The organism is Streptomyces sp. PsTaAH-124, assembly GCF_000373685.1.
GTDB classification, from domain to species: domain Bacteria; phylum Actinomycetota; class Actinomycetes; order Streptomycetales; family Streptomycetaceae; genus Streptomyces; species Streptomyces andamanensis.
In genome coordinates this window covers 25,382-44,751 of the sequence record NZ_KB892158.1, presented here as the reverse complement: position 1 = coordinate 44,751, position 19,370 = coordinate 25,382, and the positions used below count along the sequence as shown (strand labels likewise).

The following is a 19,370-nucleotide window of genomic DNA, read 5'->3' as shown; positions in this document are numbered from 1 at the left end:
TGCTGCTCGCTTACTGGTTGTACGGACCGTAGTCGTAGTCCTCCAGCGGAACGGCCTGGCCGGAGCCGGTGCCGAACGGCGAGTAGTCGATGTCGTCGTAGCCGACGGCCGAGTACATCGCGGCCTTGGCCTCCTCGGTCGGCTCCACCCGGATGTTGCGGTAGCGGGACAGACCCGTACCGGCCGGGATGAGCTTACCGATGATGACGTTCTCCTTGAGGCCGATGAGGCTGTCGGACTTGGCGTTGATCGCCGCGTCCGTCAGCACTCGGGTCGTCTCCTGGAAGGAGGCGGCCGACAGCCAGGACTCCGTCGCCAGCGAGGCCTTGGTGATACCCATCAGCTGCGGACGGCCGGAGGCCGGGTGTCCGCCCTCCTGGACCACACGACGGTTCTCCTGCTCGAACTTCGAGCGCTCGACCAGCTCGCCGGGCAGCAGCTCGGCGTCGCCGGACTCGATGATCGTCACCCGGCGGAGCATCTGCCGGATGATGATCTCGATGTGCTTGTCGTGGATCGACACACCCTGCGAGTTGTAGACCTTCTGGACCTCGCCGACCAGGTGGACCTGGACGGCACGCTGACCCAGGATGCGCAGCACGTCGTGCGGGTTGGTGGCACCCACGGTGAGCTTCTGGCCCACCTCGACGTGGTCGCCCTCGCCGACCAGCAGACGGGCGCGCTTCGAGATCGGGTACGCCGTCTCGTCGCTGCCGTCGTCCGGGGTGACGACGATCTTCTTGGTCTTCTCGGTCTCCTCGATCCGCACGCGGCCCTGGGCCTCGGAGATCGGGGCGACACCCTTCGGCGTACGGGCCTCGAAGAGCTCGACGACACGGGGCAGACCCTGGGTGATGTCGTCACCGGCCACACCACCGGTGTGGAAGGTACGCATCGTCAGCTGGGTACCGGGCTCACCGATGGACTGGGCGGCGATGATGCCGACCGCCTCACCGATGTCGACCAGCTTGCCGGTGGCCAGCGAACGGCCGTAGCACATGGCGCAGGTGCCGACGGCGGACTCGCAGGTCAGGACCGAGCGGGTCTTGACCTCCTCGACGCCGTGCTTGACCAGCTCGTCGATGAGCACGTCACCGAGGTCGGTACCGGCCGGGGCCAGCACCTTGCCGTCGACGACGATGTCCTCGGCGAGGCAGCGCGCGTACACGGACGTCTCGACGTCCTCCGCCTTGCGCAGCACGCCGTCCGCGTCGCGGGAGGCGATGTGCAGCTTGAGGCCGCGGTCGGTGCCGCAGTCCTCCTCGCGGATGATGACGTCCTGCGAGACGTCCACCAGACGACGGGTGAGGTAACCCGAGTCGGCGGTACGCAGGGCGGTGTCCGCCAGACCCTTACGGGCACCGTGCGTGGAGATGAAGTACTCCAGCACGGACAGGCCCTCACGGAACGACGCCTTGATCGGACGCGGGATCGTCTCGTTCTTCGCGTTCGACACCAGACCACGCATACCGGCGATCTGACGCATCTGCATCATGTTGCCTCGTGCACCCGAGTTCACCATCATGAAGATCGGGTTGGTCTTCGGGAAGTTCTCGTTCATCGCCTCGGCGACCTCGTTGGTCGCCTGGGTCCAGATCTGGATGAGCTCCTGCGTGCGCTCTTCCTTGGTGATCAGACCGCGCTCGTACTGCTTCTGGACCTTCTCGTCCTTGGCCTCGTACCCGGCGACGATCTCCTTCTTCGCGTCGGGGACGACGACGTCGGAGATGGCGACGGTGACACCGGAGCGGGTGGCCCAGAAGAAGCCGGACGCCTTCAGGTTGTCGAGCGTCGCCGCCACGATGACCTTCGGGTAGCGCTCGGCGAGGTCGTTGACGATCTCCGAGAGCTGCTTCTTGCCGACCTCGTAGTCGACGAACGGGTAGTCCTCGGGCAGCAGCTCGTTGAAGAGCGCGCGGCCCAGGGTGGTCCTCAGCCGGAAGCTGTCACCCTGCTGCCACTCCGGTTCGCCCTCCTCGCGGGCCGGCGGGGTCCAGCCGCGCGGCGGGATGGTGCCCACCGGGAAGCGGATGTCCACGCGCGACTGGAGCGAGAGCTCACCGGCGTCGAACGCCATGATCGCCTCGGCCACGGACGCGAAGGAGCGGTCCTCGCCCTTCACGTTCCGCATCTCGCCGTCGGTGGTGAGGAAGAACAGACCGAGGACCATGTCCTGGGTCGGCATCGTCACCGGACGGCCGTCGGCCGGCTTGAGGATGTTGTTCGAGGACAGCATCAGGATGCGGGCCTCGGCCTGCGCCTCCGCGGACAGCGGCAGGTGCACGGCCATCTGGTCACCGTCGAAGTCCGCGTTGAACGCGGTGCACACGAGCGGGTGGATCTGGATGGCCTTGCCCTCGACCAGCTGCGGCTCGAAGGCCTGGATGCCGAGGCGGTGCAGGGTGGGAGCACGGTTCAGCAGCACCGGGTGCTCGGCGATGACCTCTTCGAGGACGTCGTACACGACGGTGCGGCCGCGCTCCACCATGCGCTTGGCGGACTTGATGTTCTGCGCGTGGTTCAGGTCCACCAGGCGCTTCATCACGAACGGCTTGAACAGCTCCAGCGCCATGGCCTTGGGCAGACCGCACTGGTGCAGCTTGAGCTGCGGGCCGACGACGATGACGGAACGCGCCGAGTAGTCGACTCGCTTGCCGAGCAGGTTCTGACGGAAACGGCCCTGCTTGCCCTTGAGCATGTCGGACAGCGACTTCAGCGGACGGTTGCCGGGGCCCGTGACCGGGCGGCCGCGGCGGCCGTTGTCGAAGAGCGCGTCGACGGCCTCCTGGAGCATGCGCTTCTCGTTGTTCACGATGATCTCGGGCGCGCCGAGGTCGAGAAGCCGCTTCAGGCGGTTGTTGCGGTTGATGACACGGCGGTACAGGTCGTTCAGGTCGGAGGTCGCGAAGCGGCCACCGTCCAGCTGCACCATCGGACGCAGGTCCGGCGGGATGACCGGCACGCAGTCCAGCACCATGCCCTTGGGGCTGTTGCTGGTCTGGAGGAACGCGGAGACGACCTTGAGGCGCTTGAGCGCACGGGTCTTCTTCTGGCCCTTGCCGGTGCGGATGATCTCGCGGAGCTTCTCGGCCTCCTCGTCGAGGTCGAAGGACTCCAGGCGCTTCTGCAACGCCGCGGCACCCATCGAGCCGTCGAAGTAGGTGCCGAAGCGGTCGCGCAGCTCGCGGTAGAGCAGCTCGTCGCCCTCCAGGTCCTGGACCTTGAGGTTCTTGAACCGGGTCCAGACCTCGTCGAGGCGGTCGATCTCGCGCTGCGCGCGGTCGCGCAGCTGCTTCATCTCACGCTCGGCGCCCTCGCGCACCTTGCGGCGCACATCGGCCTTGGCGCCCTCGGCCTCCAGCTCGGCCAGGTCGGTCTCGAGCTTCTTGGCGCGGGCCTCCAGGTCGGCGTCGCGCCGGTTCTCGATCTGCTGGCGCTCGACGGAGACGTGCGCCTCCAGCGAGGGCAGGTCGCGGGTGCGGCGCTCCTCGTCGACGTACGTGATCATGTACGCCGCGAAGTAGATGACCTTCTCCAGGTCCTTCGGGGCGAGGTCGAGCAGGTAGCCCAGCCGCGACGGGACGCCCTTGAAGTACCAGATGTGGGTGACGGGGGCGGCCAGCTCGATGTGGCCCATCCGCTCACGGCGCACCTTGGCACGCGTGACCTCGACGCCACAGCGCTCGCAGATGATGCCCTTGAAGCGGACGCGCTTGTACTTGCCGCAGTAGCACTCCCAGTCCCGGGTGGGGCCGAAGATCTTCTCGCAGAAGAGCCCGTCCTTTTCCGGCTTGAGGGTGCGGTAGTTGATCGTCTCGGGCTTCTTGACCTCGCCGTGGCTCCACTGACGGATGTCGTCAGCGGTGGCCAGGCCGATCCGGAGCTCGTCGAAGAAGTTGACGTCGAGCACTATGCGTCAATCCCTCTCAGGGTCGTAAGTCTGTGGTCTGAAACGGGGGCCTGGGGGTCGGCGGGGGCCTCACACGGCGGTGAGGCCCCTACCGGACTCCCGTCAGACCTCTTCGACGCTGCTCGGCTCGCGCCGGGACAGGTCGATGCCGAGCTCCTCCGCGGCGCGGAAGACATCCTCGTCGGTGTCACGCATCTCGATGGACATACCGTCGCTGGACAGCACCTCCACGTTCAGGCAGAGCGACTGCATCTCCTTGATGAGCACCTTGAAGGACTCGGGGATGCCGGGCTCAGGGATGTTCTCGCCCTTGACGATGGCCTCGTAGACCTTCACGCGGCCGGTGACGTCGTCGGACTTGATGGTCAGCAGCTCCTGGAGGGCGTAGGCGGCGCCGTACGCCTCAAGGGCCCACACCTCCATCTCGCCGAACCGCTGGCCACCGAACTGGGCCTTACCACCCAGCGGCTGCTGGGTGATCATGGAGTACGGGCCGGTCGAACGGGCGTGCAGCTTGTCGTCGACCAGGTGGTGCAGCTTCAGGATGTACATGTAGCCGACCGAGATCGGGTCCGGGAACGGCTCACCGCTGCGGCCGTCGAACAGCCGCGCCTTGCCGGTCGGGAGCACCATGCGCTCGCCGTCCCGGTTCGGGATGGTGTGCTGGAGCAGACCCGCCAGCTCGTCCTCCCGGGCACCGTCGAAGACCGGGGTCGCGACGTTGGTGCCGGGGTCGACCTGGTCGGCGCCGATCGCCTGGAGGCGCTGCGCCCACTCCTCCGCCAGGCCGGAGACGTCCCAGCCGCGGCTGGCGAGCCAGCCGAGGTGGATCTCCAGGACCTGCCCCGGGTTCATGCGGGACGGGACACCCAGCGGGTTGAGGATGATGTCGACCGGGGTGCCGTCCTCCAGGAACGGCATGTCCTCGATCGGGTTGATCTTGGAGATGACGCCCTTGTTGCCGTGGCGGCCGGCGAGCTTGTCACCGTCGGTGATCTTGCGCTTCTGCGCAACGTAGACGCGGACCAGCTGGTTCACGCCCGGCGGCAGCTCGTCGCCCTCCTCGCGGTCGAAGAGGCGGACACCGATGACCTTGCCGATCTCGCCGTGCGGCACCTTCAGCGAGGTGTCGCGGACCTCACGGGCCTTCTCGCCGAAGATCGCGCGCAGCAGCCGCTCCTCCGGGGTCAGCTCGGTCTCGCCCTTGGGCGTGACCTTGCCGACCAGGATGTCACCGGCGACGACCTCGGCACCGATGCGGATGATGCCGCGCTCGTCGAGGTCGGCGAGGACCTCCTCGGAGACGTTCGGGATGTCCCGGGTGATCTCCTCGGGGCCGAGCTTGGTGTCACGGGCGTCGACCTCGTGCTCCTCGATGTGGATCGAGGAGAGGACGTCGTCCTGCACGAGGCGCTGCGACAGGATGATCGCGTCCTCGTAGTTGTGGCCCTCCCACGGCATGAACGCGACCAGCAGGTTCTTGCCGAGCGCCATCTCGCCGTTCTCGGTGGCCGGACCGTCGGCGAGGACCTGGCCCTCGATGATCCGGTCGCCCTCGTTGACGATGACCTTCTGGTTGACCGAGGTGCCCTGGTTGGAGCGGGAGAACTTGTGCAGGCGGTACGTGATGTACGTGCCGTCGTCGTTGGCGGTGGTGATGTAGTCGGCGGAGACCTCCTGCACCACACCGGCCTTCTCGGCCTTGACGACGTCACCGGCGTCGACGGCGGAGCGGTACTCCATGCCGGTGCCGACGAGCGGGGCCTCGCTCTTGATGAGCGGCACGGCCTGGCGCATCATGTTCGCGCCCATGAGGGCGCGGTTGGCGTCGTCGTGCTCGAGGAACGGGATCATGGCGGTCGCGACCGACACCATCTGGCGCGGCGAGACGTCCATGTAGTCGACGTCGTCACCGGCGACGTAGTCGACCTCACCGCCGCGGCGGCGGACCAGGACGCGGTTCTCGGAGAAGCGCATGTCGTCGTTGAGGCCGGCGTTGGCCTGCGCGATGACGAAGCGGTCCTCCTCGTCGGCGGTCAGGTAGTCGACCTCGTCGGTGACCTGGCCGTCGACGACCTTGCGGTACGGGGTCTCGACGAAACCGAACGCGTTGACCCGGCCGTAGGAGGCGAGCGAGCCGATCAGACCGATGTTCGGGCCTTCGGGCGTCTCGATCGGGCACATGCGGCCGTAGTGCGAGGGGTGCACGTCACGGACCTCGAAGCCGGCCCGCTCACGGGAGAGACCACCGGGGCCCAGCGCCGACAGACGGCGCTTGTGGGTGAGACCCGACAGCGGGTTGTTCTGGTCCATGAACTGCGACAGCTGGCTGGTGCCGAAGAACTCCTTGATGGAGGCGACGACCGGCCGGATGTTGATCAGGGTCTGCGGCGTGATCGCCTCGACGTCCTGGGTGGTCATGCGCTCGCGCACGACGCGCTCCATACGGGCGAGACCCGTACGGACCTGGTTCTGGATCAGCTCGCCGACGCTGCGCAGGCGGCGGTTGCCGAAGTGGTCGATGTCGTCGGTCTCGACGACGATCGTGCCGCCGTTGTCCCCGGCGGTCTCGGTCTCACCGGCGTGCAGCTTCACCAGGTACTTGATCGTCGAGAGGATGTCCTCGACGGTCAGGATGCCGGCGTCCAGCGGCGCGTCCGCGCCCAGCTTCTTGTTGACCTTGTAGCGGCCGACCTTGGCGAGGTCGTAGCGCTTGGGGTTGAAGTACAGGTTCTCCAGCAGCGTCTGCGCGGCCTCGCGCGTGGGGGGCTCGCCCGGACGCAGCTTGCGGTAGATGTCGAGCAGCGCGTCGTCCTGGCCCTGGGTGTGGTCCTTCTCCAGGGTGGCGCGCATCGACTCGTACTCGCCGAACTCCTCGAGGATCTGCTCGTTGGTCCAGCCGAGCGCCTTCAGCAGCACGGTGACCGACTGCTTGCGCTTGCGGTCGATGCGGACACCGACCATGTCGCGCTTGTCGATCTCCATCTCCAGCCAGGCACCCCGGGACGGGATGATCTTGGCGGAGAAGATGTCCTTGTCGGACGTCTTGTCGATGCTCGAGTCGAAGTAGACACCGGGCGAGCGGACCAGCTGGGAGACGACGACACGCTCGGTGCCGTTGATGACGAAGGTGCCCTTGTTCGTCATGAGCGGGAAGTCGCCCATGAAGACGGTCTGGGACTTGATCTCGCCGGTCTCGTTGTTGGTGAACTCGGCCGTGACGAAGAGCGGGGCGGCGTACGTGAAGTCGCGCTCCTTGCACTCGTCGATGCTGTTCTTCGGCGGCTCGAAGCGGTGGTCGCGGAACGTCAGCGACATCGACCCGGAGAAGTCCTCGATCGGGGAGATCTCCTCGAAGATCTCCTCGAGGCCGGACTTGGTGGGGACGTCCTGACCGGATTCCAGAGCCGCCTCGACGCGAGCCTTCCACGCGTCGTTGCCGAGCAGCCAGTCGAAGCTCTCGGTTTGCAGCGCGAGAAGGTTCGGAACCTCGAGGGGCTCCTTGATCTTTGCAAAGGAGATGCGCAGCGGGGCGGTGCTGGCAGCGTTGTTCGTATTCGCGGTCGAGGCATTGCGCGAGGCGGCCAAGAGGGGGTCCTTCCGAGGGCTCGGACTCACTACGCGCGTACCGGCCCCTCTCTCGGACAACGGGACGGACGGTCCCCGACAGGGCCGTCAGGCCAGGTCAGGTGCGGTCCGGTCGTCGATGCTCGGGGGAGGGCATGCCCCTGGTGACGGGCAGGGGACAGCTAACAGGCAGCGCAAAGGGTCAGTGTAGCCACTTGGCCCACTGATGTCCAGTGCCGGGTTTTGGGAACCCTCGTCGTCGTCACCGCCTACGGCCTGTCACCCTCAACGCACGTTGATACTGCCCTCTTCGCCGTCGATCCATGCCTCGGATTCGGATCGTTGTGACGACGCGTCCTGAGAATTGCGCGCTGCGTGCGGTTCGTCAAGGCCCCCCTACCCGAACCGGATGCTGCCATCGTCACTCGCGGCCTGTCTCCGGGGGCCTCTCGAGGCCGAACGAAGATCACCATACCCCTCCCGGTCTCGGGTGCAAGGCCGCCACAGCCACCCCCGGGAACGCCGAAGAGCGACCACCCGGATGGATGATCGCTCTTCGGTGCGTTCGCGTTACAGCCCTTTCGGGCCGCGTTCAGCTCGCGCGGGTGAGTCCTGCCCGATCAGCAGAGACTCGTGAGGTCACTTGACCTCGACGGAGGCGCCGGCGCCCTCGAGGGACTCCTTGGCCTTCTCCGCGGCGTCCTTGGCGACCTTCTCCAGAACCGGCTTCGGCGCACCGTCGACCAGGTCCTTGGCCTCCTTCAGGCCGAGGGAGGTCAGCTCACGCACGACCTTGATGACCTGGATCTTCTTGTCGCCGGCACCCGTGAGGATGACGTCGAACTCGTCCTGCTCCTCGACGGCCTCGGCGGCGGCGGCCGGACCGGCCGGGCCGGCCACGGCGACCGCGGCGGCGGCGGTGACGTCGAACTTCTCCTCGAACGCCTTCACGAACTCGGAGAGCTCGATGAGGGTCATCTCCTCGAACTGCGCGAGCAGGTCTTCCTGGCTGAGCTTCGCCATGATGGGCGATCCTTCCACTAATTCGGCAGGTGCCGGATGTACTGGGTGTGGCGGGCGTACGTCGGCCCGCTGCGACCCGTGCCGCCTAGACGGCCAGGGTCAGAAAGCGAGCCGAATTACTCGGCACCGCCCTGCTCGTCCCGCTTGGCACGAAGAGCGTCCACGGTGCGGACGAGCTTCGAGGGAAGCGCCTGGAAGAGCTGAGCAGCCTGGGACTGCTTGCCCTTGAAGGCACCCGCCAGCTTGGAGAGCAGAACCTCGCGGGACTCGAGGTCCGCAAGCTTCTTGATCTCGTCGGCGGACAGCGCCTTGCCGTCAAGGACACCGCCCTTGATGACGAGATTCGGGTTGTCCTTGGCGAAGTCACGGAGACCCTTCGCCGACTCCACCGGGTCACCGGTGACGAAGGCGACAGCCGTCGGACCGTTGAAGAGGTCGTCCAGCGTGGTGATCCCGGCCTCGTTGGCCGCAATCTTGGTCAGCGTGTTCTTCACCACGGCGTACTGGGCGTTCTCACCGAGCGAACGACGCAGCGTCTTGAGCTGCGCCACGGTGAGACCGCGGTACTCGGTCAGCACGGCAGCGCTGGAGTTGCGGAACTGCTCCGTCAACTCCGCCACTGCGGCAGCCTTGTCGGGCCTCGCCATAGAGCCTCGGCCTCCTTCCGGGTGATTCTGACCGCGCGGACCCGAAGGAGGTCTGGGGAAAACGAAACGCCCCGGCGCAGGCGCTCGGGGCGGACTCGACCGGTCGTCCGCACACCGTGGGCGTGCACACTCCGGGAGTTCTTCCACAGTCACCTGCGCGGGTCGTCCGCATTCAGCGGATCCTTCGGCCACCGCGTCCTCATCTGAGTGCACGGCAACGACCAGCGGTCTTTGGCTTCTGTAGGAGAGTACGGGACCGTGCCGCCGCGGAGCAAATCCGCTCCCGCGGCGGCCCGCGGTCAGCTCTGGTCCGCGCCGGCGCCCTTCATCATCTCGGCCAGGTCGACGGTCTCACCGGCCGGCGGGGCGGCGACCTTCACCGGCTTGTTGGTGTCCAGGAAGGTGATCGTCATGTCCAGCGGGCCCTTGGCGGCGGTGCCGCGCATCCGGAACTGCCGGGTCTGGTCCTTGCCGTCGATCCAGGCGTCCATGGTGACCTTGTCGACGCCCATGCCCTTGTACTGCTCCAGGCTCTTCTCACGGGTCTTGGCGACCTCCGGGCTCTCGCCCGGCTGCGGCTTGCCCAGGTCGGCCAGGGCGACGGTGCCCGTGTAGTGGGTGGTCTCGACGCCCTCCACGGTCTCGGAGCCGACCTTGCGCAGGTCCTTGGCGCCGGTGAGGAAGGTGGACTCGGTCGCCGGGTTCTGCTCGGCCTGGGCCGCGCCGCCCCCGCCGAGCTGGTCCATCTGCTTGCCCGCGTCGGTCCCGGACAGGTCGAACTTCATCCAGCTCTTGCCGTCCATCTCCTTGGCGGCCTCGGCCCCGCCGTTGAGGTACATGACCTTGTCGACGAGGCGGATCTCCACGGTGCCGGTGGAGGGCTGGTCGGGCATCGTCATCTTCATGCTCATGGCGATGGTGGGCTTCATCTGCATCTCGGCGTCGGCCTTGATGTGGCCCTGCTCCGGCACCTGGCCGGTCATGCGGTAGCGCAGCGAGGTGATGTTCTGCGAGTTCTTGGCGGCCTTGGCGACGGCCGCGGCCGGGGTGAGCTGCGGCGTCTCGGCCGCTCCGCTCTTGCCCGCGCTCTTCGGGTCGCTCTTGGAATCGCTCTTCGAGTCGTCCCCCGAACAGCCCACCGCGCCCGCGGCGAGGAGCAGCGCGGCCAGCGAGGCCGTCGCGACCCTGCGTCCGGACAGAGCGCGGGCGGGCGTGCGGGACGAGCGGGGCGTACGTACAGAGGTGTCCATGGTTTCCCCCCAAGGAACGGATGGCTTGCGCACAGTTCCGGTGAGCTTATCCGAGCGCTGATCATCCGGTCTTGGGGGATTCTTTGATTCAGGAGGCGCCGGCACCGGCCCCCTGGGCGGCCAGCAGCTCCTTGAAGTCCGCCGTGTCGCCGCGCGGCGGTGCGCCGACCGCGACCTTGACCCCGTAGTCGCCGTAGGTGGCGGTGGTGGTCAGGGCGCCCTTGGCCGTGTCCGCCGACTCGACCTTCCTGACCAGCAGGTTCCGGTCGTCGATCCAGAGGTCGACGGTGTCCGTCGTGATGCCGGAGTCGGTCAGCTGACGCTTCATGTCCGCGAGCTGGGCGGCGGTGAGGCTGTGACCGGTGCGGGCGGCGAGGTCCGCGACATTCACCGTGCCGTGGTAGTGCGTGGTGTGCACGCCCGCGATCCGCTCCTCGCCCGCCCTCTTCACGTCGCCGGAGGCCAGCAGCAGCTTCACGGCCTGGTTCGGCGTGTTGTTCTGCATCTGGTCCTTGAGGTACGCGCCGGAGCCGCCGCCGAGCCGGGCCATGTCGTCGTACCCGTACCTGATCCAGTGCTTGCCGCCGGCCTGCGCGGCGAACGCGTCGCTCATCCTCGCGTAGTAGGCGTCCGGCAGATAGCGGGCCTGGACCGAGGTGGTGCCGGTGGCGCGCATGGTGTCGGCCACGGTGCCGCCCGTGTAGGTGAGGGTGAGCGTGCCGGACAGGCCGTGGCCCCAGGAGAGGGCGCCGTGGCCCTTCATCGACATCAGCGTGCCCATGCTGACCGTCATGTCGACCCGGGCGGAGTCCGCGCGGCCGGTGGAGTCGGCGGCGGTGCGCAGGGCCGTCAGCGCGCCGGCCGGGGTGTCGGCGCCGCCCCGGGCGGTCTCCCCCGCCGCCGCCTTGCCGTCCCGGTGCGCCGCTCCCCCGGAGGACCCGCCCGCGCCGCAGGCGGCCACGCCCGCCAGCGCGGCCGTCACCGCGACCACCGATGCCGTACGGCGCACGGTCGTGCTCTTCATCCGGTCCCCCACCCCTGAGCGGTCTGTGTGCCGTGCACGCTAGCGCAGGGCACCGACAGCAGGGGCGCACGCCGTGGGGATCGGCCGGTTCGCGACGGAACGGGACGAGCCCCGCCCCTCCGCTCGCGCGGAGGATGCGGGGCTCGTCGCCGACCTGGGTGAGCCGATGGCTCAGACCGCGGCCGGGTCCTCCTCGACGAGGAGGTTCCGGGTGCGGTTCGGGTCGAGCTGGATGCCGGGGCCCATCGTGGTGCTGATGGCGGCCTTCTTGATGTAGCGACCCTTGGCGGCGGACGGCTTCAGACGGAGGATCTCCTCCAGCGCGGCGCCGTAGTTCTCCACCAGCTTGCTGTCGTCGAACGACGTCTTGCCGATGATGAAGTGCAGGTTCGAGTGCTTGTCGACGCGGAACTCGATCTTGCCGCCCTTGATCTCCGTCACGGCCTTGGCGGTGTCGGGGGTCACGGTGCCGGTCTTCGGGTTCGGCATCAGACCACGCGGGCCGAGGACGCGGCCCAGGCGGCCGACCTTGCCCATGAGGTCCGGGGTGGCGACGACGGCGTCGAAGTCCAGACGGCCCTTCGCCACCTCGTCGATCAGCTCGTCGGCGCCGACGATGTCGGCGCCCGCGGCACGCGCGGCCTCGGCACGGTCACCGGTCGCGAAGACCAGGACCCGGGCGGTCTTACCGGTGCCGTGCGGGAGGTTCACGGTGCCACGGACCATCTGGTCGGCCTTGCGCGGGTCGACACCCAGACGGAAGGCGACCTCGACGGTGCCGTCGAACTTGGTCGTGGAGGTCTCCTTGGCGAGACGGACGGCCTCGAGCGGGGCGTACTGCTTCTCCCGGTCGATCTTGGCGTCCGCAGCGCGGAGAGCCTTGCTGCGCTTGCTCACAACTGCTCCTGTGGGTTCTGAAAGGAGTCGTGGTACGGGCCGAGCAGGCCCTGCCACGGTTCTACGAGGGTGGGACGGAGGCTGGGGTTCAGCCCTCGACCGTGACGCCCATGGAACGGGCGGTGCCGGCGATGATCTTCGCGGCGGCGTCCAGGTCGTTGGCGTTGAGGTCGGGCATCTTGGTCTGGGCGATCTCGCGGACCTGCGCGTCGGTGATCTTCGCGACCTTGGTCTTGTGCGGCTCGCCGGAGCCCTTCTCCACGCCCGCGGCCTTGAGGATCATCTTGGCGGCCGGGGGGGTCTTGGTCACGAAGGTGAAGGAACGGTCCTCGTAGACCGTGATCTCCACCGGGATGACCCAGCCACGCTGCGACTCGGTCGCGGCGTTGTACGCCTTGCAGAACTCCATGATGTTGACGCCGTGCTGGCCCAGCGCCGGGCCGACCGGCGGAGCCGGGTTCGCCGCACCGGCGTTGATCTGGAGCTTGATGAGCCCCGTGACCTTCTTCTTCTTGGGAGGCATAGCTCTCCGGGTCCTTTCGGTTCGGGTCCATGCCCGCGCTCGGGGACCACCCGGACGCAGGCATACCGCACAACGATAACGGGTATAGATGCGCGGCTGAAAACCGAGCAGGTCAGACCGGCTGTCACCAGCCCGCCTGACCTGCGCGGAAGCAGTACACCCAGAAAGAACTAGTTCTTCTGGATCTGGTCGAAGCTCAGCTCGACCGGGGTCTCGCGGCCGAAGATCTCGACGAGGCCCTTGACCTTCTTCGAGTCGGCGTTGATCTCGTTGATGGTCGCCTGGAGGGTGGCGAACGGACCGTCGGTGACGGTGACCGAGTCGCCGACCTCGAAGTCCAGCACCTGGACCTCGACCTTGCGCTGCGGGGCCGGCTTGCCCTCGGCCTCGGCGGCCTCGCGGGCGGCCTTCTCCTCGGCCTCCGGGGCGAGCATCTTCACGATCTCGTCCAGGGACAGCGGGTAGGGGTCGTAGGCGTTGCCGACGAAGCCGGTGACGCCCGGCGTGTTGCGGACGACGCCCCAGGACTCGTTCGTCAGGTCCATGCGGACGAGGACGTAACCGGGCAGCTTGTTCTGCCGGACGGTCTTGCGCTCGCCGTTCTTGATCTGGACGATCTCTTCCTCGGGGACCTCGGCCTGGTAGATGAAGTCCTCGACGTTCAGCGAGACGGCGCGCTGCTCCAGGTTGGCCTTCACGCGCTTCTCGTAGCCCGCGTAGGTGTGGATGACGTACCACTCGCCGGGCAGCGTGCGCAGCTCCTCGCGCAGCTTGGTGACCGGGTCGACGTCGGGCTCTTCCTCGACGGCCTCGGTCTCGTCCTCGGCGGCCGCCTCGTCCTCGTCGGTCTCCTCGGCGTCGGCAGCGTCCTCGGCGGCGTCGTCGTCCTCGACGTCCGCAGCGTCCTCGGCGCCCTCAGCACCTTCAAGGGTCTCGTCCTCGACGTGGACGGCGGCCTCCTCGGCCGGCTCGCCCGCGGCGGCGTCGGCAGCCTCGGCCCCGTCCGCCTCGTCCGCACCCTCGACGATGTCGAGCTCGTCATCCACGGACTCGGTCGGCTCGATGGCGTCGTTCAGGTTCGGGTCAGACACGGTGGCTGCTTCTTCCTGGTACATAGGGGTGGAACATGCGAAAACGGGCGCCGGTAACCACGGCGCCCTTCGCTCTGGGCTCAGCCGAAGACGTACTTGGCCGCGTGGTTGAGCCCATAGTCAATCACGGTCACCAGGGCGATCATGACGACGACGAAGCAGATCACCACAGTGGTGTACGACGTCAGTTCGTTGCGCGAGGGCCAGACGACCTTGCGCAGCTCGGCGATGATCTGCCGGTAGAAGGTGGCGAGACGCTTCAGCGGGCCCTTCTTGGCGCGCTTGCCGCCCTTGCGGGGCTTCTTGGACTCCGCCACCTCGTCCTGGGCATCAGGCGTGTCGATGGAGCCCACGGCGTCCGTCATTCGTCCTCACCTGATTCCGGGTCGTGGCCGTGCCGCGCCCGGTCGAGCCGCACGGCGGTGCATTGCTGTACGTACATGCGCACACATCCTGGCGAAGGTGTGTGTAGCAGGGCCGGAGGGACTTGAACCCCCAACCGCTGGTTTTGGAGACCAGTGCTCTACCAATTGAGCTACGACCCTTTGTGTGTCCCCCAACGTACCGCATCCGACCGCGAGTCCGGTGTGCACCGGGTGCGGCGGCCACTTGCTGAAGGCCAACGAGGTGAGAGTGTACGTGGTCCGGGGCCGGGCGTCGAACAGAAAATGGTCTTCGGCGCCCGCCGGGGCCGATCCGTCCGGAAGATCACCTGGCCGGGGACCGGATCCGGACGCGTGTTCAGCACCCGACCCGCCTCCGCCCACTGTGTGAAACCGGTGTGCCCGCGGCGTTCGGGGTCTGGAACGATGGGCGGTATGAGCGCTGCAACTCCTCCGACCGAGCGCCGGGTCTCCGCCCGTATCGGCGCGATCTCCGAGTCCGCCACCCTCGCCGTGGACGCCAAGGCCAAGGCCCTGAAGGCCGCCGGGCGTCCGGTGATCGGCTTCGGCGCCGGTGAGCCCGACTTCCCGACCCCGGACTACATCGTCGAGGCCGCCGTCGAGGCCTGCAAGAACCCGAAGTACCACCGGTACACGCCGGCCGGCGGTCTGCCCGAGCTGAAGGCCGCGATCGCCGCGAAGACGCTGCGCGACTCCGGCTGGGAGCCGGACGTCTCGCAGATCCTCGTCACCAACGGCGGCAAGCAGGCCATCTACGAGGCCTTCGCCGCGATCCTCGACCCGGGCGACGAGGTCATCGTCCCGGCGCCGTACTGGACGACGTACCCGGAGTCGATCCGGCTGGCCGGCGGTGTCCCCGTCGAGGTCGTCGCCGACGAGACCACCGGCTACCGGGTCTCGGTCGAGCAGCTGGAGGCCGCCCGCACCGAGAACACCAAGGTCGTCCTGTTCGTCTCGCCGTCCAACCCGACCGGCGCGGTGTACTCCGAGGCCGAGACCGAGGCGATCGGCCGCTGGGCCCTGGAGCACGGCCTGTGGGTGCTCACCGACGAGATCTACGAGCACCTGGTGTACGGCGACGCGGTCTCCGTGTCCCTGCCGGCGCTCCTGCCCGAGCTGCGCGACAAGTGCGTCGTCGTCAACGGCGTGGCCAAGACGTACGCCATGACCGGCTGGCGCGTGGGCTGGGTCATCGGCCCCAAGGACGTGGTCAAGGCCGCGACCAACCTCCAGTCGCACGCCACGTCGAACGTGTCGAACGTCGCCCAGGCCGCCGCGCTGGCCGCCGTCTCCGGTGACCTGGAGGCGGTCGCGGCGATGCGCGAGGCCTTCGACCGCCGCCGCCGCACCATCGTGCGGATGCTCAACGAGATCGACGGCGTGCTCTGCCCGGAGCCCGAGGGCGCGTTCTACGCCTACCCCTCGGTGAAGGCGCTGATCGGCAAGGAGATCCGCGGCAAGCGCCCGCAGAGCTCCGTGGAGCTGGCCGCCCTCATCCTGGAGGAGGCCGAGGTCGCGGTCGTCCCCGGCGAGGCGTTCGGCACCCCGGGCTATCTGCGGCTGTCCTACGCCCTCGGTGACGAGGACCTGGTGGAGGGCGTGAGCCGGATCCAGAAGCTGCTCGCGGAGGCGCGGGACTGACGTCCCGGGCGCTTCCCACGCGCGCGTGCGGGCCGTCTCCCTCCGGGGAGGCGGCCCGCTCCTGCGTTCGGGCAAGACCACGAACGGGGAAACGGCTTCCGGTCACGGCCCCGAGTGCGGCAGGATCGGCGGATGGAGCGTGTACGTGATGTCTCTGAGCTGCCGAAGGCCCATCTGCACCTGCACTTCACCGGGTCGATGCGGCCCGCCACCCTGCTGGAACTGGCCGACAAGTACGGCGTACGGCTGCCCGAGGCGCTGACCGACGCCCTGTTCGGCGGGGAGCCGCCGAAGCTGCGGGCGACCGACGAGCGGGGCTGGTTCCGCTTCCAGCGGCTGTACGACGCGGCGCGTTCCTGCCTGCGGGAGCCCGAGGACATCCGGCGGCTGGTGCGCGAGGCCGCCGAGGAGGACATCAGGGACGGCTCGGGCTGGCTGGAGATCCAGGTCGACCCGACCTCGTACGCGCCGCGTCTCGGCGGGCTGATCCCGGCGCTGGAGGTCATCCTCGACGCGGTGGACTCGGCCTCGCGCGAGACGGGCCTCGGGATGCGGGTCCTGGTGGCGGCCAACCGGATGAAGCACCCGCTGGACGCGCGCACGCTGGCCCGCCTCGCCGTGCGCTACCGCGACCGCGGCGTGGTCGGTTTCGGGCTCTCCAACGACGAGCGGCGGGGCATGGCCCGGGACTTCGACCGGGCGTTCGCCATCGCGCGCGAGGGCGGCCTGTTCGCGGCCCCGCACGGGGGCGAGCTGGCGGGCCCGGCCTCGGTCCGCGACTGCCTGGACGACCTGCACGCGCACCGGGTGGGCCACGGGGTGCGCGCCGCCGACGACCCGCGCCTGCTGCGGCGGCTGGCCGAGCGGGGGGTGACCTGCGAGGTCTGCCCCGCCTCCAATGTGGCGCTCGGGGTGTACGAGAAGCCCGCCGACGTGCCGCTGCGGACCCTGTACGACGCCGGTGTCCCGATGGCCCTGGGCGCCGACGACCCGCTGCTGTTCGGCTCCCGGCTGGCCGCCCAGTACGACTTCGCCCGCCGCCACCACGGCTTCACCGACGCCGAGCTGGCGGAACTGGCCCGCCAGTCCATCCGCGCCTCGGCCGCCCCGCAGGACGTCCGGGCCAAGCTGCTGTCGGGCGTGGACGACTGGCTGGCCGCCTGAGCGGCGGCGGCACGGCCGCGGGTCAGGACTGCGACAGCGCCCCGATGACCAGGGGCAGCGCCTCCTTGTCGAAGAGCGAGCCGTTCATCGACGCGGGGACCGCCTTGCCGTCGACCTTCAGGGTGGGCGTGCCGGTCACCCCGGAGGCGTCGAAGGCGCGTTCGGAGGCGGCCACGTAGTCGCCGTACTTCAGGTCCTTGACCGCGCGGTCGAAGTCGGCGCCGCGCAGCCCCTTCACCCGGGAGGCCAGCTCCAGCAGGTACGCGTCGGTGAAGCCGTCGACGCTCTCCTCGGGCTGGTGGGCGAAGAGGACGGCGTGGTACTCGGCGAAGCGGCCCGCCTCCAGCGCCGCCCGCAGCGCGTTGGCGGCCTTCTTGGAGCCCTGGCCGCCGAGCCGGGCGTCGAGGAAGGAGGCGAGTGTGTACTCCACCCGGACCTGGCCGGAGCGGACCAGCTCGCGCAGGGCCTCGCCGCCGCCCTCGGTCTCGAACTTCTTGCAGACCGGGCAGCGCAGGTCCTCGTAGACCTGGACGACGGTCTTCGCGCTCGCGGAACCGACGCGGACGGTGGTGCCGTCGGCCGCCAGGGTCTCGGTGGCGCCCGGTGCGCGGCTCGCCGTGGCGGCGGGGCCGGTGCCGTTCCCGCCGTCGCCGCCGCGCGCGGCGTCGTCGCCCCCCTTGTCGCACCCGGTGGCGAGCGTGCCCACCAGTACGGCCGCGGCCGCGATCACGATGCCCCGGCTGCCTCGCAGGTCTCGTAGGCCCCGCATGGTTGTTCCCCTCCCTGTCCGGACGGGGACCGACCCTATGCGATGTCCGTGACCCGCCCCGCCCCGCCGGTGGTGAGGCCGGTCAGGAGTGTGCCCACCAGACGGGCGGCGAACGCGTCGGCGTCCGGGCGGGCGTCCGCCGCGTCGTACGCGAAGGCCCGCTGGGCGCAGGCGCCCAGGAGCAGGGAGGCGGCGGCGAAGGTGTCGGCGCCGGGGGCGATGCGGCCCAGCGAGCGCTCGGCGCGGAGGTAGGCGTCCAGTTCCTCGATGGGCAGGTGGGGGCCGGAGCCCATCCGCCGCATCGCCTCGTCGTGACGGCGCTTGAGCTGGGTCTCGGCGTACAGCGAGGCCGCGATCGGGAAGCTCTGCTCGTAGAACAGGGCGGCCTGGCGGGCGATCTCGGTGAGGTTCTCGGCCACGGTGCGCCGTTCCGGCTCGGCGGCGAGGGCGCGCAGCAGCGGGGTGAGCCGGGGCAGCCGCTCGTGCAGCACCTGGATGAACAGCTCCTCCTTGCTCGCGAAGTACTTGTAGAGGGCCGCCTCGGAGCAGCCGGCCGCCCTGGCGATCTCCTTGGTGGTGGCACGGGCGAGCCCGACGGTGCGCATCAGCTCGTGGGCGGCGTCGAGGATGCGGACGCGGGCCGGTCTCGTCTCCATGTCACGTCCAATCGGCCGGTCGGCCTTGACGGGTGGGTGAGTGCTTACCCACTCTAGGACCAGACGAGGTGAGTGAATACTCACCCACCTCCGGTGGTCCGGGACGTCCCCGGACAGGCAGGCAGGAGCGGGATCGTGAACCTCACTGTTTTCGGCGCCACCGGCGGCATCGGCCGGGAGATCGTCCGGCAGGCGCTCGACGCCGGGCACCGGGTCACCGCCGTCGTCCGCGACCCGGACCGGCTGACCGTGACCGGTGACCGCCTGGAGGTGGTCAGGTCCGCGCTGGTGGACCCGGAGGCCGTGCGCCCGGCCGTCGCGGGCCGGGACGCGGTGCTCTCCGGTCTGGGCGCCCGCAGCCGCAAGGACGCCGGGGTCGCGGCCCGGCTGACCCGTACGGTGCTGCGCGCGATGGAGGCGGAGGGCACCCGCCGCCTGCTCGTGGTGAGCGCCGGTCCGGTGGGCCCCGGACCGGAGGGCGACGGGTTCCTCGACCGGACGGCCCGGAGCCTGGTCTCGGCGGTCCTGAAGGACGTCTACGCGGATCTGCGCGAGATGGAGGCCGAGCTGGCGCGCAGCGCCACGGACTGGACGGTGGTCCGGCCGCCGCGCCTCCAGGACAAGCCGCTCACCGGTACGTACCGCACGGTGACCGGCGGCTTCCCGCCGCACGGCCGCTTCATCGCACGGGCGGACGTGGCCCACGCGATGCTGTCGCTGACCGACGACCCGGCGGCGGTGAAGCAGGGCGTGGGGGTGGCGTACTGAGGGGATCGCGTACGGAGGGGGACCCGCCCGGTCGCC

Annotated in this window: 15 protein-coding genes and 1 tRNA gene; 3 read left to right on the top strand and 13 right to left on the bottom strand. The window is 69.0% G+C overall.

Annotated elements, in window-relative coordinates; translation table 11 throughout:
* Window positions 1–10: 10 nt before the first annotated feature.
* The 11 genes from B086_RS0102205 to B086_RS0102155 form a co-directional block, all read right to left on the bottom strand.
* A complete protein-coding gene (locus B086_RS0102205; RefSeq protein ID WP_018564787.1) occupies window positions 11–3,910 on the bottom strand; it encodes a DNA-directed RNA polymerase subunit beta' in 3,900 nt (1,299 codons plus the stop codon).
* Between the two features lie 102 nt (window positions 3,911–4,012).
* Window positions 4,013–7,498, bottom strand: coding sequence for a DNA-directed RNA polymerase subunit beta (gene rpoB / locus B086_RS0102200; RefSeq protein WP_018564786.1), 3,486 nt, complete (start codon window positions 7,496–7,498; stop codon window positions 4,013–4,015).
* 618 nt (window positions 7,499–8,116) lie between these two features.
* Window positions 8,117–8,500, bottom strand: coding sequence for a 50S ribosomal protein L7/L12 (gene rplL, locus B086_RS0102195; protein WP_018564785.1), 384 nt, complete (start codon window positions 8,498–8,500; stop codon window positions 8,117–8,119).
* Window positions 8,501–8,616: 116 nt separating this feature from the next.
* On the bottom strand, window positions 8,617–9,147 hold the full coding sequence (gene rplJ / locus B086_RS0102190) for a 50S ribosomal protein L10 (RefSeq protein ID WP_018564784.1): 531 nt from the start codon (window positions 9,145–9,147) through the stop codon (window positions 8,617–8,619).
* Window positions 9,148–9,446: 299 nt separating this feature from the next.
* Window positions 9,447–10,397, bottom strand: a complete 951-nt coding sequence (locus B086_RS0102185) for a hypothetical protein (protein ID WP_018564783.1) — start codon at window positions 10,395–10,397, stop codon at window positions 9,447–9,449.
* A gap of 88 nt (window positions 10,398–10,485) precedes the next feature.
* Complete coding sequence (locus B086_RS0102180) at window positions 10,486–11,421, bottom strand: hypothetical protein (RefSeq protein ID WP_018564782.1); 936 nt, start codon at window positions 11,419–11,421, stop codon at window positions 10,486–10,488.
* Window positions 11,422–11,592: 171 nt separating this feature from the next.
* Complete coding sequence (gene rplA / locus B086_RS0102175) at window positions 11,593–12,318, bottom strand: 50S ribosomal protein L1 (RefSeq protein WP_018564781.1); 726 nt, start codon at window positions 12,316–12,318, stop codon at window positions 11,593–11,595.
* Between the two features lie 88 nt (window positions 12,319–12,406).
* On the bottom strand, window positions 12,407–12,841 hold the full coding sequence (gene rplK, locus B086_RS0102170) for a 50S ribosomal protein L11 (protein ID WP_018564780.1): 435 nt from the start codon (window positions 12,839–12,841) through the stop codon (window positions 12,407–12,409).
* 170 nt (window positions 12,842–13,011) lie between these two features.
* Complete coding sequence (gene nusG / locus B086_RS0102165) at window positions 13,012–13,932, bottom strand: transcription termination/antitermination protein NusG (protein ID WP_018564779.1); 921 nt, start codon at window positions 13,930–13,932, stop codon at window positions 13,012–13,014.
* Between the two features lie 80 nt (window positions 13,933–14,012).
* Window positions 14,013–14,297 (bottom strand): preprotein translocase subunit SecE, encoded by a 285-nt coding sequence (secE, locus tag B086_RS0102160; RefSeq protein ID WP_018564778.1) that lies wholly within the window; start codon window positions 14,295–14,297, stop codon window positions 14,013–14,015.
* 107 nt (window positions 14,298–14,404) lie between these two features.
* Window positions 14,405–14,477, bottom strand: a tRNA-Trp gene (locus B086_RS0102155).
* Window positions 14,478–14,750: 273 nt separating this feature from the next.
* Here B086_RS0102155 and B086_RS0102150 point away from each other — a divergent pair.
* Both B086_RS0102150 and B086_RS0102145 read left to right on the top strand, forming a co-directional pair.
* Window positions 14,751–15,977, top strand: a complete 1,227-nt coding sequence (locus B086_RS0102150) for a pyridoxal phosphate-dependent aminotransferase (RefSeq protein ID WP_018564777.1) — start codon at window positions 14,751–14,753, stop codon at window positions 15,975–15,977.
* A gap of 132 nt (window positions 15,978–16,109) precedes the next feature.
* The gene (locus tag B086_RS0102145; RefSeq protein WP_018564776.1) at window positions 16,110–17,141 is read left to right on the top strand and encodes an adenosine deaminase; all 1,032 of its coding nucleotides are present in this window, start codon (window positions 16,110–16,112) and stop codon (window positions 17,139–17,141) included.
* Window positions 17,142–17,163: 22 nt separating this feature from the next.
* Here the strand turns inward: B086_RS0102145 and B086_RS0102140 are convergent, their stop codons facing one another.
* Both B086_RS0102140 and B086_RS0102135 read right to left on the bottom strand, forming a co-directional pair.
* Window positions 17,164–17,910 carry a DsbA family protein gene (locus B086_RS0102140; RefSeq protein ID WP_051115741.1) on the bottom strand — a complete coding sequence of 249 codons (747 nt, stop codon included), beginning with the start codon at window positions 17,908–17,910 and terminating at the stop codon, window positions 17,164–17,166.
* 35 nt (window positions 17,911–17,945) lie between these two features.
* Entirely contained in the window at window positions 17,946–18,566 is a 621-nt protein-coding gene (locus B086_RS0102135) for a TetR/AcrR family transcriptional regulator (protein ID WP_018564774.1), read from the bottom strand.
* A 135-nt stretch (window positions 18,567–18,701) separates the two neighbouring features.
* Between B086_RS0102135 and B086_RS0102130 the strand changes: the two genes are divergently transcribed.
* Window positions 18,702–19,334 (top strand): NAD(P)-dependent oxidoreductase, encoded by a 633-nt coding sequence (locus tag B086_RS0102130; RefSeq protein WP_018564773.1) that lies wholly within the window; start codon window positions 18,702–18,704, stop codon window positions 19,332–19,334.
* Window positions 19,335–19,370 lie beyond the last annotated feature (36 nt).

Excerpts from the sequence above, each read along its gene's own strand:
- rplL (WP_018564785.1), bottom strand. The coding sequence starts at position 8,500 with ATGGCGAAGCTCAGCCAGGAAGACCTGCTCGCGCAGTTCGAGGAGATG.
- rplJ (WP_018564784.1), bottom strand. The coding sequence starts at position 9,147 with ATGGCGAGGCCCGACAAGGCTGCCGCAGTGGCGGAGTTGACGGAGCAG.
- B086_RS0102185 (WP_018564783.1), bottom strand. The coding sequence starts at position 10,397 with ATGGACACCTCTGTACGTACGCCCCGCTCGTCCCGCACGCCCGCCCGC.
- B086_RS0102180 (WP_018564782.1), bottom strand. The coding sequence starts at position 11,421 with ATGAAGAGCACGACCGTGCGCCGTACGGCATCGGTGGTCGCGGTGACG.
- rplK (WP_018564780.1), bottom strand. The coding sequence starts at position 12,841 with ATGCCTCCCAAGAAGAAGAAGGTCACGGGGCTCATCAAGCTCCAGATC.
- secE (WP_018564778.1), bottom strand. The coding sequence starts at position 14,297 with ATGACGGACGCCGTGGGCTCCATCGACACGCCTGATGCCCAGGACGAG.
- B086_RS0102150 (WP_018564777.1), top strand. The coding sequence starts at position 14,751 with ATGAGCGCTGCAACTCCTCCGACCGAGCGCCGGGTCTCCGCCCGTATC.
- B086_RS0102145 (WP_018564776.1), top strand. The coding sequence starts at position 16,110 with ATGGAGCGTGTACGTGATGTCTCTGAGCTGCCGAAGGCCCATCTGCAC.
- B086_RS0102140 (WP_051115741.1), bottom strand. The coding sequence starts at position 17,910 with ATGCGGGGCCTACGAGACCTGCGAGGCAGCCGGGGCATCGTGATCGCG.
- B086_RS0102135 (WP_018564774.1), bottom strand. The coding sequence starts at position 18,566 with ATGGAGACGAGACCGGCCCGCGTCCGCATCCTCGACGCCGCCCACGAG.